Origin of the sequence: Burkholderia anthina, assembly GCF_001547525.1 — a bacterium.
Lineage (GTDB): Bacteria > Pseudomonadota > Gammaproteobacteria > Burkholderiales > Burkholderiaceae > Burkholderia > Burkholderia semiarida.
Genome location: NZ_LNJP01000003.1, coordinates 1,106,331 through 1,122,429 on the forward strand (window position 1 = coordinate 1,106,331; position 16,099 = coordinate 1,122,429).

At 66.5% G+C, this 16,099-nt stretch carries 11 protein-coding genes and 1 pseudogene; 7 read left to right on the top strand and 5 right to left on the bottom strand.

Annotated features, from left to right (window positions below):
- Nucleotides 1-29: 29 nt before the first annotated feature.
- Nucleotides 30-1,019 (bottom strand): annotated as a pseudogene (locus WS64_RS35545) (YadA family autotransporter adhesin); the annotation flags it as partial.
- Nucleotides 1,020-1,489: 470 nt separating this feature from the next.
- Between WS64_RS35545 and WS64_RS25150 the strand changes: the two are divergent.
- The 3 genes from WS64_RS25150 to WS64_RS25155 all read left to right on the top strand — a co-directional run bounded on the left by WS64_RS25150 (nt 1,490) and on the right by WS64_RS25155 (nt 5,721).
- On the top strand, nt 1,490-4,540 hold the full coding sequence (locus WS64_RS25150; protein ID WP_060968047.1) for an ATP-binding protein: 3,051 nt from the start codon (nt 1,490-1,492) through the stop codon (nt 4,538-4,540).
- Nucleotides 4,541-5,128: 588 nt separating this feature from the next.
- A complete protein-coding gene (locus WS64_RS33520) occupies nt 5,129-5,404 on the top strand; it encodes a SymE family type I addiction module toxin (protein ID WP_081103917.1) in 276 nt (91 codons plus the stop codon).
- A complete protein-coding gene (locus WS64_RS25155) occupies nt 5,401-5,721 on the top strand; it encodes an XRE family transcriptional regulator (protein WP_060968048.1) in 321 nt (106 codons plus the stop codon). Before WS64_RS33520 ends, WS64_RS25155 begins: the two co-directional genes overlap by 4 nt.
- A 106-nt stretch (nt 5,722-5,827) precedes the next feature.
- Here the strand turns inward: WS64_RS25155 and WS64_RS25160 are convergent, their stop codons facing one another.
- Both WS64_RS25160 and WS64_RS25165 read right to left on the bottom strand, forming a co-directional pair.
- The gene (locus WS64_RS25160; RefSeq protein WP_060968049.1) at nt 5,828-6,598 is read right to left on the bottom strand and encodes a glycosyltransferase family 25 protein; all 771 of its coding nucleotides are present in this window, start codon (nt 6,596-6,598) and stop codon (nt 5,828-5,830) included.
- Nucleotides 6,595-6,912, bottom strand: a complete 318-nt coding sequence (locus WS64_RS25165) for a hypothetical protein (RefSeq protein WP_060968050.1) — start codon at nt 6,910-6,912, stop codon at nt 6,595-6,597. The genes WS64_RS25160 and WS64_RS25165 overlap by 4 nt, the downstream gene beginning before the upstream one ends.
- A gap of 408 nt (nt 6,913-7,320) precedes the next feature.
- On the opposite strand from WS64_RS25165, the gene WS64_RS25170 reads away from it, so the two are divergent.
- A complete protein-coding gene (locus WS64_RS25170; RefSeq protein ID WP_059576363.1) occupies nt 7,321-7,740 on the top strand; it encodes an NUDIX hydrolase in 420 nt (139 codons plus the stop codon).
- Nucleotides 7,741-7,872: 132 nt separating this feature from the next.
- Here the strand turns inward: WS64_RS25170 and WS64_RS25175 are convergent, their stop codons facing one another.
- Nucleotides 7,873-8,709, bottom strand: coding sequence for a peptidylprolyl isomerase (locus WS64_RS25175; RefSeq protein ID WP_059641021.1), 837 nt, complete (start codon nt 8,707-8,709; stop codon nt 7,873-7,875).
- A gap of 519 nt (nt 8,710-9,228) precedes the next feature.
- On the opposite strand from WS64_RS25175, the gene WS64_RS25180 reads away from it, so the two are divergent.
- Together WS64_RS25180 and katG are read left to right on the top strand one after the other, a co-directional pair.
- Nucleotides 9,229-10,008: a carbonic anhydrase gene (locus tag WS64_RS25180; RefSeq protein ID WP_081103918.1), complete on the top strand. Its 780-nt coding sequence runs from the start codon at nt 9,229-9,231 to the stop codon at nt 10,006-10,008.
- Between the two features lie 35 nt (nt 10,009-10,043).
- On the top strand, nt 10,044-12,230 hold the full coding sequence (katG, locus tag WS64_RS25185; protein WP_060968051.1) for a catalase/peroxidase HPI: 2,187 nt from the start codon (nt 10,044-10,046) through the stop codon (nt 12,228-12,230).
- Between the two features lie 83 nt (nt 12,231-12,313).
- On the opposite strand, the gene WS64_RS25190 is transcribed toward katG, so the two are convergent.
- Complete coding sequence (locus WS64_RS25190) at nt 12,314-13,843, bottom strand: catalase (protein WP_060968052.1); 1,530 nt, start codon at nt 13,841-13,843, stop codon at nt 12,314-12,316.
- A gap of 287 nt (nt 13,844-14,130) precedes the next feature.
- On the opposite strand from WS64_RS25190, the gene WS64_RS25195 reads away from it, so the two are divergent.
- Nucleotides 14,131-15,786, top strand: coding sequence for an APC family permease (locus WS64_RS25195; RefSeq protein WP_060968053.1), 1,656 nt, complete (start codon nt 14,131-14,133; stop codon nt 15,784-15,786).
- The last annotated feature ends 313 nt before the right edge of the window (nt 15,787-16,099 follow it).

Below are 16,099 nucleotides of genomic sequence, written 5' to 3' on the forward strand. Positions count from 1 at the left end.
TACGGGTCGCTCGCGGCAATCGCGGCATTCAGCTGATTCACGTTGACCGCGTCCGTACCCGCCGTACCGGCCGCGACGTTCGTGATCTGGCGTTGGCTCGCCGCCGTGCCCACGGACACGGAATTGGCGCGATCTGCAAGGGAAAAAGTACCGAGCGCGACCGAATTTGTCGCATTTGCCGCCGCGCCACGCCCCAACGCCGACGAGTTCGATCCGGTAGCCGCTGCGCCTACGCCAACTGCGGTCGTTTCGGCGGCGGTCGCGCGCGCGAGCGTACCGATCGCCACCCCGTTCGTTGCGTTGGCCACCGTATTGCCGCCGAGCGCGACTGCCGAGATAGCCGTGGCGCTTGCATTCGCGCCGATGGCGGTGGCGCTTTCATTGGCGCTGGCCGCCACGTCCGCCGCATACACCCCGGTACGAATATTCACAAACTTGTCATCCGTCGCCGCGATCGCGGCGTTCAGCTGATTCAAGTTGACCGCATCCGTGCCCGCCGTACCGGCAGCCAGGTTCTGGATGCGATTGGTCCGCATGTTGACGTTATTGGCGAAATCCGCCGGGCCCGCGATATGCACGCCGGCGCCGCCATGCACCACGAGGTGGCCATCCTTGCTGCCGCTGATACCCGCCAGAGTAGCCGGCGTCGTGGCACCCACGTTTGTCCCGGCCGCCGTGCTGTTATTGCCCAGTGCAAACGAGATCGGGTGCCCCTGATAGAGGGCCGAATCCGGTGCCAGGTTACACCCGCTCACCGCGGCACCCACGCTGTATCCCGAGCCGAAACTCATCCCGGTTGTCGTGCCGCACAGCGCCAACCCGCCATTCCCGTTCGCGGCCGTCTGCGCACCGGCTTCGACTGCAAACCCGCTCCCGCCGACGCCCGCCATGACCGCGACCGCGGCCGTGACCGACGAACGCATCGTCGAGTTCGATTTCTTTCGCGCGCGCGCCGTTTCGGCCGCCGCGACCCATGTACCCGTCGTCGGATTCCAGACGGTGCGGTATGTCTTGTTCACGTTGATTGCCTCTATACGAAAGTGTGAGACGAAATTCGAGCTACGTGAGCCAATATATTTTTCGCAACGCCTTTCGATAATCAGACAGCCAGACGCGACCAAACTTATTTACTCAGACTGGTCCGAATATGACGATGCCTGACACTTCTGCGAGGAAAATGCGACGCGGCGCGCGCCCGAAACGCACGATCGTTTGACATGCGCGCCGCGCGCGCCGTATAAACGCGGCGCGCAGGCTCGCATCGAAAATAGGACCAGTCCTACCGCCGTCGCCGAATTGCTTCGGACTGCCCTACATACCGGCGGCCCTGCCATCACGATAATTGGCTCGTTCCCCGAGCCGGCAGTGCAATCGCCTGCCATTCCACACGGCTTACGGATATCGCTATGCGGCGCGCCTGGCCGACGGCATTCGCCGTCCGTCTCGCGCGCGGCCCCGATTTGCGCATTGACTTCACGGTATTCGTCCCATGCCCATCCGAAACCTGTTCGCGTCCCCGGTGGACGCCAACGCGCCGTTCGCGTCGATCGACGGCGAAGCGCGCGACCTGAGCCTGCTGCACCGCTACCAGCGCTTCACGCTGTACGGCGGGGCCGCGGTGCTGTCGCTCGTGATCCTGTTCGCGACGAGCGTGCTGCTCGACGGCTCGGTGCGCGACTACATCGCGAAGCGGCGCGAGCTGTTCGCCACGCACAAGGCGCTCGTCGAACTCGAGATCGACGCGAAACAGGCGTCGGTGCGGCGCTCGGTGATCAACGCGGAGCTGCTGTGGAACAGCCATCCGCGCCATTCGCGCAGCGCGGCCGAGGCGCTCGCGCGCGACGGCCACGTCGTGCTGTCGCCGTTGCGCAACGTAAGCGAAATCTTCGTCGCCGTGACGCCCGACGCGCTGGCCGGCAACGAAACCGACGAATACGTTCAACTGATGGAGCGGCTGACGATCTCGGTGGCGGCCGCCGAACGGCAATCTGGGATGCCGCTGTCGGGCTACGCGTACAGCCCCGACCGCAACGTGCTCGCGATCACGCCGCCGCCGTCGATGCCGTATCGCGACGTGCTCGAGCGCATCGGCGTGGCCGACACCCGCGCGCTGATCGACCGCCTCGCGTTCAACGTCGCCGACTGGTCGAACCCGGCCGTCGCCCGCTACTGGCGCGCGACGCGCCGCATCGCGTGGGAGCCGCCCGCGATCGACCCGCTCACCGGCAAGAAGGTGTTCCGCCTCGTCGAGCCCGCGTTCGACGGTCCGCGGCATTTCATGACCTTCGTCAGCGATCTCGACGTGAACGTGCTCGACGACCGGCTCAAGCAGGCGCCGGAAGACGCGGTGGTGATGCTGGTCGACCAGGCCGGCCGCGTGCTGCTGGACGAGGACCGCACGCGCGCGTCGATCGACGGCGCCGCGCTGATGCGTCACGCGCTCGCCGAGAACGGCTGGCGGCGCGGCCTCGACCGCTTCGACGAAAGCTATCTGCACGGCGTGTTCACGATCAGCGACCGGATTGCCGACACGGGCTTCGCGATCGTCTATGCGTACTCGTGGCGCACGATCGCGATCGCGATCTGGCCGACGATCGTGCGCGAAACCGGCGTGGCCGCGCTGATCCTGGCCGTGCTGTGGGCGCTCGTGATCGCGTTCGACCTGAAGGTGTTCGCGCCGGTGTTCCGCCGCTCGCGCCGCGTGTTCGAGACCGATGAAATGAGCCGCGCGATCATCGCGACGTCGCCGTTCGGCATCGTGCTCGTGTCGCTCGACACCGACGCGGTGCTGCTGCGCAACCGGATGCACGAGCTGTACGAAAGCGCGGCCGGCGCGCCGCCGCTGCACGAGCGCCTGCTCGCGCGCTACCGGCAGGGCGCGGGCAGCGCGCCGGTGCAGCTCGACGTGGAATTCCCGGTGACGCTCGACGACGGCCGCGCGCGCGACCTGCTCGTCAACTTCGTGCGCGTGCGCTACCGTGGCAAGGACACGCTGCTGTGCGGGTTCTCCGACATCACGACGCGCGCCGACACCGAGCGCGCGCTCGACAGCGCGAACCGCGCGAAATCGACGTTCCTGGCAACGATCAGCCACGAGATCCGCACGCCGCTGAACGCGATGCTCGGCAACCTCGAGCTGCTCGACAAGGCGCCCGACCGCAATCGCGAGAAATCGCGGCTGCATGCGGTCACGTCGGCCGCGCGGATGCTGCTCGACATGCTGAACAACGTGCTCGACATGACGAAGATCGAAGCCGACCGGATGACGCTCGAGGCGACCAGCTTCCGCATCGACGAGCTGGCGCGCGACATCGCCGAGCTGTTCGAGCCGGTCGCGCGCGCGAAGGGCGTCGCGCTGCGCGTGGACGTCGATGCGCAGGCGGCGCGGCCGTATGTCGGCGATCCGCTGCGGGTGCGGCAGATCGTCGTCAATCTCGTCAGCAACGCGATCAAGTTCACCGATCGCGGCGCGGTCGCGCTGTCCGTGACGGCGCCGGTGGCCGACGGCACGCCGGTGATGATCCGCGTCAGCGATTCCGGCATCGGCATGACGCCCGCGCAGCTCGAACGCGTGTTCGAGCCGTTCGCGCAGGCCGATGAATCGATCGCGCGCCGCTTCGGCGGCACGGGCATCGGCCTGCCGCTGAGCAACAAGCTCGCGGAGTCGATGGGCGGGCGCATCGCCGTGGACAGCGTGCCGAACGTCGGCTCGACCTTCGTCGTGTCGCTGCCGCTGCCGCTCGATCATCAGCACGGGATGCAGCCGGCGCCGGCCGGCGGCGACACGCCGGACCTGCGCGTGCTGTTCGTCGACGACAACCCGGTCAACCGCTCGCTCGTGCACGACCAGCTCGACGTGCTCGGCTATCGCGCCGACGTGGCGTCGAACGTGGCGCAAGCGCTCGATCTCGTCGAACGGCACGACTACGCGATCGTGATGACCGACCTCAACATGCCGGGCCTCGACGGCTATGCGCTCGCCCGGATGCTGCGCGAACGCGGCCGCGCGCTGCCGATCCTGGCCGTGACCGCGCATGCGGAGCCGGACGAGTTGCGGCTGTCGAAGGAAGCTGGCATCGACGAGATCGTCACGAAGCCGACGTCGCTGCGCTCGCTCGAACAGGCGATCGCGAAATATACGGGCCCGTGGCGGCCGGGCCGCGCGATCGCGGCGGCGCCCGCGAGCACGCGCGGGCCGCTGCCGCGCGACCTGGGCGCGGCGCTGGTCGATGCGACCAACCGGGCCAATGCCGCGATCGTGCGCGCGCTCGAATACGGCGATCTGAAGGCCGCGCGCGCGGAGATTCACAGCATGCGCGGCGCGTTCGCGATGATCGGCGAGCGCGACGTGTCGGGCCTCTGCGCGTCGCTGGAAGCGCTGGCGCTGGCCGGCGACGCGGTGGCGTTCGCGCGGGAGTTCGAACAATACCGCGGTTGCGCGCAAGCCGCGCTCGCGCGGCGCGCCGGCGCCCACGCGCAGCAGCGTGGCGATCCGCTTGCGGCCAGGGCGGCGGCGGCGGGCACGAAGCAGGGAGCATGAAGGAGGCGCGAAGCGGGAGGACGGCTCGCTTCGCGTCATCTGAACGATGAGCGGAGGACGTGCGCGGCAACCGCCGGCGGGGATTCGACGCTCGCATAAGGCAGCGTGAGGAGTAGTGCTACAACCAACGTAGCTTCGCGCAACGGCCGGGCCCAGCGACCGCCGTCGAATCCATGCCACGGCACCGCGCGAATCAAGCTTAACGTGGCCGGCCCCTGCATCCAATAGGACTGAACCGATTCGTGTTGGGATTTCTTCCCGTCGGTGGAAACGGTTCGTCAGGGTGCGTCGACGCGGTCGATCGACACGCTTTTCAACACATCGGTGAAGAAACGACGAATCGGCCGGCCGGCGCAGCCGCCGCGAAATCGTTGAGCAGCAAGGACGCGAGGCACTGGCCTGATGGTCAACGCGGCCGAAACCGCGCGCACCCCTTGCCCGCGGCCGTTCAATCTTGGCTACAGTAGTTGCACGTTTTCGCCTGGATGAAGTAACGATCGACATCCGCCGCGTCAACGAGCGCGGCCTGCGGGTGGGTAGAACACCTGCAGGCCGCTGACCACCACCAACTCAACAAAGGAGTTGACCATGGCTGACGCGAATCATAGCGCACCCATTCGTTTCCAAGACTGCTTCGTCAACACGCAAACATCCATTCAATCTCGCCGCGTCGTTCCGCATCTCAGGCTCGCCGATAGGGCGCCGCCCGTCATGCATGTGTGGATGAAGCTGTCCGGACGATGGATCGAGGCGGCGGGCTTCGCGCCCGACCAACCGCTGCGGATCGAGGTGTCGCACCGGCGGCTGGTGATTACGCCGCTCGATGCCGCGCAGTGTTCGGCGATCACGGGAGAAGCACGATGAATTACGACGATCAGGATGACTACACCGGCGCCGTGCCGGCCGATTTCGATTTCTACGACGTCGGGGAGCTGGAGGCCAAGTCCGTCCTTGCACTGAAACTCAACGCGCTGATTGCGTCGCGCGGCCTGAGTGACGAAGAGGCCGCGGCGCTCGCGGAAATGGCCCGGCCGGTGGTCACGCCCGAGCAGCGCGAGCGGCTCAGGAACGTTTCGCTGGATCAGCTGATGCTGACGCTGGCGGCATTTGGCCAGCATGTGGAAATCGTGGTGCGGGCGGCGGGAGAATCGGGCCCGGCCGGCATCACGGCGACGGTCTGACCGCGTCGCGCAACGACGAACGGGGCGGCAGCCGAAGCGTGCCGGTGCACGTACGAGGCAGGCGCCCCTTTCGATTCGACGTCGCCGGTTGTCGCGTCCGATCGAGTCAGGCCTGAACCGTCGACGTCTCGCGTGCATTCATCGTCACGGCGAGCGGCGGAAAGGTGGCCGCGCTGCGCATCGCGCCGTAGAACTTGTTCATCACGATGTCGATGCCGTAATTGTCGAGCGTCCGGCCCAGCCCGTACGAGTACAGCGTCTCCGGCCGCAGCGGAAAGCAGCGATCGAGCAGGAAGCGCGCGCCGGCCGGCGAGATCGTGTACGCACAGATCCCGTAGAACTCGAGCAGGTTCATCACCAGCACCGGGCCGCGGTCGTTCCGGAAATCGCCGATCGCATCGTCGAGCGCCGCTTCGTCGAAGCGCATCGTCACCGGCGCGCGGCTGTTGAAGATCGAACCGCGCAGGATCGAATCGAAGTTGTAGCCCCATGCGATGAAATCGTGCCGGCCGCGATTGTCGCGCAGGAATTGCAGCGTGGCGTCGTGGAAATCGGGCCGGAAGATTGCATCGTCCTCGGCGATCGTTACCCGCTCGCGGCCCGACGCGATGTCGCTCCACAGCCGATGCGTGGTCATCGCAATGCCGAACGCACCGCGCGTGTACGGCAACCCGGGCGCGAACAGGCCGGATGCGGCGATTGCGGCGTCCGAGAGCGCGTGTCCGTCGATCGCGTCGACGAATTCGAAATCCAGATGCGGGTTGTTCGCGCGGAACGCGTGCCGGCGCGCGTGGCTGCGGCGCAGCGAAATGACCTTCACGGTCGGGCGCACGACCGGGTCCGCCGCAAGCAGGGTGGACGCGTTCGTCGCCATCATTGCCAGCCCGTCACGACCGAAATGCCGAATACGATGCCGAGCACGATACCCACCGCACGGCCTTGCAGGATCGGCTTCAACGCCTCGGGCTCGAAGAACGGATCGATTGCGTCCATCCGGTTGCGCCATGCGGCGAACGCAGGCGGCACGAGCAGCACGAACGCCATCAGCACCGCCGAGACCAGCGTCACCGCCAGGCCGCCGGAGCTCCAGCGCGTGCCGGCCTCGATCACGAAGTGCACGAGCGCGACGGTCGCCGCGCTCGCGATCGTGCCGACCACCGCGCCCTTGACCACATTATCTGCATCACTCATCGATTGTCCTCCATCGCCAGTTCATGCCGCTTGATATCGGCGGATGCTGCGTATTACAGGCGAGTCGGACGCGAATCTCTATCGGACGGGTCTTATTGTCCGGCGGCGGGGTGCAGGAATCGGACCAGGCCTACACGGCGTGCGGGAGCCTATGTGGCCCGCTTCCCGGCCGGCGGCCCGCCAACACTCCTCGTGTCGGCGCTTTTAAGACTGGGCCGATTGAGTGGCCAACGGCGTGCCCATAAAGTGGAACGCGTCACGGCGCAAGACCGTCCGCGGCAACCGGCATGACGCCCGCGACGCCCTTGCATCGCGAACGTCTCGACACGAACGTCCTGACGGCGCTTCCCCGAAGCAACGTTTTTTCCCAACCGCGGCATTCGCCGCACGCAATCGGACGACACCATCATGAAACAACGCGCCACCGTCCTGTGCCGGCGCGGCGACCGGATTCTGCTGGTCGCCCGACCGCACGCCCGCTGGACACTGCCCGGCGGCCTACCCAAACCGGGCGAATCGCTGAGCGACGCCGCGCGCCGCGAACTCGCGGAAGAAACCGGGCTCGTCTGCCGGAACCTGCGCTACCTGTTTCGCGCGGCCGGCAAGCACAAGCTGCATCACGTGTTCCTGGCGGATCTCGATGCGCACGCGCGAGCACGTCCGTCCGCGGAAGTCGCGCACTGCGCGTGGTTCGACCGGATGGAGATGGCGTCGATCGATTGCAGCGGGCCGACGCCCGCGATCGTCGAACTCGCACTCGACGGGACGCGCGTCGCCGGGCCCGTGGCCTTCATGATTCACGTCGAAGCGGAGACCGCAGTGGGATGACGTCGTTGCGGTTGGCGCACGGCGTGGTTCCGGTGGCGGGAAAAAGGCGGCCGATTGCCGGCGAAACGACGCACCGAAGAAAAAAGCTCGGCGGGCTCACAGCCCGCCGAGCCTCGTTTTCTTCGGCGCCTGTTACTGCTCGATCGTCGCCTGCGCGGCCAGCTTGTCGACCAGCGCGGCCATCGCGTTTTGTCGCGCCTGCTGCTCCAGTTGCTGTCGCAGCACCGGTTTGGCCTTGTCGAAGCTCGGCACGACCACCGGGCGCTTGTCGGCGAGCTTCACGAACGCATACGCATTGCCGATCTGCACCGGGCCCGACACCGCGCCCGGCTTCAGCGACGTCATGGCCTGCGCGAGCGGCATCGGCAGCCCGGCCGTGTGGCCTTCGGCAAGCGGCGTCTTCAGTTCGCTCCACTCGGCCACGCCAGCGTTCGCGGTCGTGTTGTACTTCTTCGCGACCGCGTCGAAGGCCGCGCCCTGCTTCAGCTCGGCTGCCACCGCATTCGCCTTCGCGACATCGGGCACGGCCACCACTTGCGCGCGGTATTCGAACTGCGCGGCATTCGCGACGATGTAGTCGTAGCGCGCCTTCACCTGCGCATCGGTCACGCGCTGCGCGCCCAACGCATCGCGCAGATACAGATCGGCCGCCGCGCTCGCACGCGCGCGCGACACGATGCCCTGGACTTCGGGCCGGCTGCCGTAGTTCGCCTTGTCGGCCGCCTGCTCGATCAGTTGCCGCACGATCAGGTCGCGCTTCACCGCATCGCGCAACGCCGGCGTATCGGGCTGGCCCGACGCCTTCACGATGGTGTCCACGTCGCTCTGTACGATCGGCGCGTTGTTCACGACCGCGACGATGCCTTTCGGCAGCGGCGCCGCGCCGGCTTCGGCGGCGACCGCGCCCGTCATGCCGGTGGCGCAGACGAGTGCGATCACGGCGGGAATGGCTTGAATACGAGTCTTCATGATGGAGTCCTTGATAATTGACCGCGCACGAAGGCTGCGCGTATGAACGATGAAACGCGATGGCGCCGACGGCGTCGCGCGCTCGAGGGTGTATCGAAATCGCCGACGACGTCGGGCGTATTCCCTGTCTGCCCGCGGCGCGCCACGTTCGTTGCCGTGCGTCGAACACGGAAAAAGGACGCCGCCCCACCTCGGGCGGCGTTCGGAACGAAGACGAGCTTCGGATACGAGGTATCGAACGGATCACCATGCAACCGTTCGACCGGCACATTGTGGGCAGACGCAGACGACGACACAATCGGCCTGGTCCTACATCGGCGCACGTTTGCGTTGCACGCTCGATCCGCACGATCCACACGAATCGCGACGTGCCGCATGAATGGCGCTTGAATCAGACGAGTCTGATTGGAACGCATCGGGCCGATACGAATAATGAATTGATCCCGGCTTTCGGTCGCGCATGCATCTCGCGCCGGCCGCGAGCGATTTCATTTCATCTTCCCGTATCGAGGATCCCGTTTGAATCATCGAATCAACCTGACGCAGGTCGTCACGGCAGTCCGGCGCGCGGCGCTGCCGCTGTTCGCCGCGGCAATCGCGAGCGGCGCGACCACGGCCGCCGCCGCACCGACGCAGGACCCGCGCGACTTCGATTATGCGCATCAGCAGGCCTGGCAGATCGAGTCGGGCGATTCGCAATCGCCGATCGACATCCGGTCGGGCACCGTCGTGCAGGCCGAACGCATGCCCGGCGTGAACGACGCGATCGTCGTGCACGTCGCCACGGGCGGCGCGACCGTCGTGGACAACGGCCACACCGTGCAGGTCGTGCCGAAGCAAAGCGACGTGATCATCCGCGGCCGTCACTTCCGGCTGCTTCAGGCGCACTTCCACGCGCCGGCCGAGCACACGATCGACGGCCGGCGTTATCCGCTCGAAGGCCATTTCGTGTTCCGCGCGCAGGACGGCCGGCTTGCCGTCGTCGCGGTGCTGTATCGCAACGGCAACGAGAACGCGCAGTTCGCGTCGATCGTGCGCGCGGCGCGGCGCGGCGTCGCGTCGCCGCTGGCGTCGTTCGACGTGGCGGCGCTGATGCCGGACGATCTCGACAGCTATTACCACTACCTCGGCTCGCTGACGACGCCCCCGCTCACCGAGAACGTCGAATGGTATGTGCTGCAGGACACGATGGAGCTGTCCGCGGCGGACATCGACGCGTTCACGCGGCACTACTCGCACAACGCGCGCGCCACGCAGCCGCTGAACGGACGCCCGCTGTTGAAGTACCAGCGGCACTGAACCCACGCAACATCGCTCATCCAAGGAGAATGTCCATGTCGAACCCATCGAAGTGCCCGTTCAACCACACCGCAGGCAGCGGCACGACGAACAAGGACTGGTGGCCGAATCAGCTGAACCTGAACGTCCTGCATCGGCATTCGGCGCTGTCCGATCCGATGGACCCGGATTTCGACTACGCAGAAGCGTTCAAGAAGCTCGATCTCGCCGCGGTGAAGCAGGACCTGCACGCGCTGATGACGACCTCGCAGGACTGGTGGCCGGCCGACTTCGGCCACTACGGCGGCCTGTTCGTGCGCATGGCGTGGCATAGCGCCGGCACCTACCGCACGGCCGACGGCCGCGGCGGCGCCGGCGGCGGGCAGCAGCGCTTCGCGCCGCTCAACAGCTGGCCGGACAACGTCAGCCTCGACAAGGCCCGCCGCCTGCTGTGGCCGATCAAGCAGAAGTACGGCCGCAACATCTCGTGGGCCGACCTGCTGATCCTGACCGGCAACGTCGCGCTCGAATCGATGGGCTTCAAGACCTTCGGCTATGCCGGCGGCCGCGTCGACACGTGGGAGCCGGACGACGTCTACTGGGGCTCGGAAAAGATCTGGCTGGAACTGAGCGGCGGCCCGAACAGCCGCTACACCGGCAAGCGCGAGCTCGAAAGCCCGCTCGCCGCGGTGCAGATGGGCCTGATCTACGTGAACCCGGAAGGCCCGGACGGCAACCCCGACCCGGTCGCCGCCGCGCACGACATCCGCGAGACGTTCGCGCGCATGGCGATGAACGACGAGGAAACGGTCGCGCTGATCGCGGGCGGCCACACGTTCGGCAAGACGCACGGCGCCGGCCCGGCGTCGAACGTCGGCCCCGAGCCGGAAGCCGCGGGCCTCGAAGAGCAGGGGCTCGGCTGGAAGAGCACGTTCGGCACGGGCAAGGGCAAGGACACGATCACGAGCGGCCTCGAAGTCACGTGGACGTCGACGCCGACGCAGTGGAGCAACGATTTCTTCAAACACCTGTTCAGCTACGAATGGGAGCTCACGAAGAGCCCGGCCGGCGCGCACCAGTGGGTCGCGAAGGATGCGGACGAAGTGATTCCCGATGCGTACGACGCGTCGAAGAAGCATCGCCCGACGATGTTGACGACCGACCTGTCGCTGCGTTTCGACCCGGCCTACGAAAAGATCTCGCGCCGCTTCTACGAGAACCCGGCCGAGTTCGCCGACGCGTTCGCACGCGCATGGTTCAAGCTCACGCACCGCGACATGGGCCCGCGCTCGCGCTATCTCGGCCCGGACGTGCCGGCGGAACACCTGCTGTGGCAGGACCCGATCCCGGCCGTCGATCACCCGCTGATCGACGCCGCCGACGTCGCCGCGCTCAAGGCGAAGGTGCTGGCCACCGGCCTGTCGGTGTCGCAGCTCGTGTCGACCGCATGGGCGTCGGCGGCGACGTTCCGCGGCTCGGACAAGCGCGGCGGCGCGAACGGTGCGCGCATTCGTCTCGCGCCGCAGAAGGACTGGGAAGTGAACCAGCCGGCGGCGCTCGCGGCGGTGCTCGAAACGCTCGAAGGCGTGCGCAAGGCGTTCAACGATGCGCAGACGGACGGCAAGAAGGTGTCGCTGGCCGACCTGATCGTGCTGGCCGGCGCGGCGGGCGTCGAGCAGGCGGCGAAGAACGCGGGTGTCGCGATCACGGTGCCGTTCGCGCCGGGCCGGATGGATGCGTCGCAGGAAGAAACCGACGTCGACGCGATGGCCGTGCTCGAGCCGGTGGCGGACGGGTTCCGCAACTACCTGAAGCACGCGTACAAGACGCCGGCCGAGGCGCTGCTGGTCGACAAGGCGCAGCTGCTGACGTTGACGGCGCCGGAGATGACCGTGCTGGTCGGCGGCTTGCGGGTGCTCGGCGCGAACGTCGGCGGCTCGAAGCACGGCGTGTTCACCGATCGTCCGGGCACGCTGACGAACGACTTCTTCGCGAACCTGCTCGACATGGGTACGGAGTGGAAGCCGGTGTCGGGCGCGAACGACGTGTTCGAGGGGCGCGACCGTGCGACGGGCGCGGTCAAGTGGACGGGCACGCGCGTCGACCTGATCTTCGGCTCGCACTCGCAGTTGCGCGCGCTGGCCGAGGTGTACGGCAGCGCGGATGCGAAGGAGAAGTTCGTGCGCGACTTCGTCGCCGCCTGGAACAAGGTGATGAACCTCGACCGCTTCGATCTCGCGTGATCGACGGCTTCACGCCGCTCACGTAGCAAACGAAAACGGCCAGTCTCGCGACTGGCCGTTTTCATCATGGGTTCAACCTGACGTCAGTCCGCCAGCCGCGCAGCCAGCGCCTCAACGCGCTGCGGATCCGCATTGACCGCCAGCGCGATCCTGCGGCCGTACTCCGGATCGGCCTTCTGGAAATACGACAGCATCGTGTACTTGACGTTCTCGTCCTTCACCTGCCCGAGATCGCCCGCGAGATTCGCGATCAGATCCTTGCGCTCGTTCTCCGGCAGCGATCGATAGAACGCACCGGCCTGCGCGAAGTTCCGCGTCCGCGCGATCGCCGCCTGCTGCGTCGTGCCGGTCAGCGGCAGCCGGCTGTACTTGTACCGCGCATCCGCCGACAGATCCTTCGCCGCGCTCGGCTCGTAGTTCACGGTGCCCTTGGTCATGCCGCCGTTCATCGCGCCGTCCTGGTTGTGGTTCGCCACGTCGGCGCGCGGGCGATTCACCGGCAATTGCAGCCCGTTCACGCCTACCCGATGCAGCTGCGTATCCGCATATGCGAACAGGCGGCCTTGCAGCAGCCGGTCTTCCGACGGCTCGATGCCCGGCACCAGGTTCGACGGTGCCATCGCGGCCTGCTCCGTTTCCTGGAAGATGTTCGCCGGATTGCGGTCGAGCGTCATCGTGCCGATCTTGATCTCGGGAACGTCCGGCCAGATCTTCGTGGCGTCGAGCGGATCGAACTCGAAGCGCGCGAGCTGCTCGGGCTTCAGCACCTGGATATACAGATCCCATTTCGGGAAGTTGCCGGCGGCAATGGCCGCCTGCAAATCACGCGTCATGTGATTGAAGTCCTTGCCCTGAATGCGCTCGGCTTCCTTCGCGTCGAGATTGTGCTCGCCCTGCAAGCTCTTCCAGTGGAATTTCACGTAGTGCACGTCGCCGCGCGCGTTGACGAACTTGTACGCGTGCACGCTGTTGCCGTCCATCTCGCGATAGCTTCTCGGCGTGCCGTAGTCCGAATAAAGGCGCGTGAGCATGTGCGTCGCTTCGGGTTGATGCGAGAAGAAATCGAAGAAGCGGTTCGGATCCTGGATGTTCGTGTCCGGCGCCGGCTTCAGCGAATGGACCATGTCCGGGAACTTGATCGCGTCGCGGATGAAGAACACCGGCAGGTTGTTGCCCACCAGATCCCAGTTGCCTTCCGACGTATAGAACTTCGTCGCGAAGCCGCGCGGGTCGCGCAGCGTCTCCGGCGACGTGCCGCCGTGGATCACGCTCGAGAACCGGACGAACACCGGCGTGTCGGTGCCCGGCGCGAACACCTTCGCCTGCGTGTAGTCGGAAATGTCGCGGGTCGCGATGAAGTGTCCGTATGCGCCGGTGCCGCGCGCGTGCACGACGCGCTCCGGAATGCGCTCACGGTCGAAACGCTGCAGTTTCTGGATCAGGTTGACGTCCTGCAGCACCACGGGGCCACCGGGGCCGGCCGTCTGCGAGTTCTGGTTGTCGCCGACCGGCGCGCCGTTGTCGCGTGTCAGTGTCGATGCGCTCGCGTCGAAGGTCAGGACGGTCGCGCATACCAGCAAAGCGGTACGCCATGCGGCTTGCGTGTTGTACATCTGTCGACTCCATGTTTGAAATGGGGCCTCACTGTAATTCGCATGTAAGCCGGCCGTGAATTGACTTATTCGTATCGGCTCGATTGGCGATCGCTATCGTCGTGGTTCGCGGCGGCACGATCGGCGAGTGAAAAAAGTGCGCCGGCTCGGACCGGTCCGAGCACCGGCCGATTTTCAGACTGGGCCGATTCATTTCACGCAGCCGCGCATTCGACAATGCCTGCACCCTGCCCGATCCGCTTGCCGGTCCCGCCGGCCGGGAACTCGACCACTCAGGAGCAAGCACCATGAACGATGCAGGATCGCCCATCCGCCATGCCGCCGACGTCGCGGCCGATACGCCGCACGATGCCGGCGGCCACACGCTGCAACGCGGCCTCAGCTGGAAGGACGCGTTCTGGGTCACGAGCGGCGTGCCGGCCGGCGTGCTGTTCACGATCGGCGGCGTGTCCGCGACGATCGGCCACCCGGCGTGGGCCGTGTGGATCGCCGCGATCACGATGGGGCTGATTCAAAGCGCGACCTACGCGGAGATTTCCAGCCTGTTTCCGCATAAATCGGGCGGCGCGTCGGTGTACGGCGCGATCGGCTGGGTTCGTTACAGCAAGCTGATTGCGCCGGTATCCGTGTGGTGCAACTGGCTCGCGTGGTCGCCGATGCTCGCGCTCGGCTGCGGCCTCGCAGCGAGCTATGCGCTCACGAGTCTCTTTCCCGCCGATGCGGCCGTGCTGCACTGGCAGCTCAAGGTTGCGGACCTCGGCTTCATCAAGCCGGGGCTTTCGCTGCGGATCAACGCGACGTTCATCATCGCGACGATCCTGCTTCTCGTCACGTTCAAGCTGCAGCACAGCGGTGCGTCGAAGGCCGCGCGTACGCAGCGCATTCTCGGCATCGCGTCGCTCACGCCGCTCTTGATCGTCGGCATCGTGCCGTTCGTCACCGGCGACGTGCCGATGTCGAACCTGCTCCCGTTGCTGCCGCTCGGTCACGACGCGCAGGGCAACCTTACGGCCGCGACCTTCGGCTCATGGAACGGGCAGGGCGTGACGATGGCGCTCGGCGCGATGTTCATGGCCGGCTGGGCGTCGTACGGTTTCGAGACGGCCGTCTGCTACACGCGTGAGTTCCGCGATCCGCGGCGCGATACCGCGAAGGCGATCTTCTGGTCGGGCGCGCTGTGCCTCGTCGTGATGACGCTCGTGCCGATGGCGTTCCAGGGCGCGCTCGGCACCCAGGCGATGCTCGATCCGTCGATTCGCGACGGTAGCGGCGTGGCGGCCGCGATGGCAAAGATCGTCGGCGGCGGCGCGTGGGTCGCGAATGCGGTCGTCGTGATGCTGATGCTGTCGATCCTGCTGATCGTGATGACGTCGATGATGGGTTCGTCGCGCACGCTGTACCAGGCGTCGGTCGACGGCTGGCTGCCGAAGTACCTGTCGCACGTGAACGAGCACGGCTCGCCCACGCGCGCGATGTGGACCGACCTCGGCTTCAACCTCGTGTTGCTGATGATGTCGGACTACATGACGGTGCTGTCGATCTCGAACGTCTGCTACATGCTGTTCGTATTCCTGAATCTTCAGTCGGGCTGGATCCACCGGATGGATCGCGGCAACTGGGATCGGCCGTTCCGCTGCCCGACGTGGCTGCTCGTCGCGGGCTCGATCTGCGGCTATGCGAACCTCGTTTATGCGGGCGCGGGCGCCGATCTGCAAGGCGAAGGCACGCTGCGCAACGGGTTGATCGCGATGTTGCTGATCGTGCCGGTGTTCCTGTATCGCCATTACTGGCAGGACCGCGGCCGCTTCCCCGCGCAGATGCAGCGCGACATGGAGCTCGCGGTGCCGACGCGCAGCATGTGGCTGAATCTCGCGCCTTACGCGGCGCTGATCGGCGCGGTGCTGGCGGTCGCCGGTTCCCATTACTTCGCGTGGGGCCGTTGAGCATTCGTTGCCGGCTTCCGGCCGGCGGCGATACGCGCGGCCTGCCGGGCCGACCTTCGCCGGGACAAGACCCGGGAGCGGGCGTTCGATGGTGGCCGGTGGGCGCGGCCACGTCACGATTCACATGCTGATCGTGCTGCATGCTCCAAAACGCTGCCAGATGCGAGCATCGAGCGCCCGCCCCCGGGTCCACACGCGCGGACGATACCGATCTCCGCACGATGCTGTTTCATCGCGACGGCACGACATCGCAAACCGGCCGCACAGAACAGGACCAGTCCGACCGGCAAGCGCTGCCGATCTTCCCGTTGCC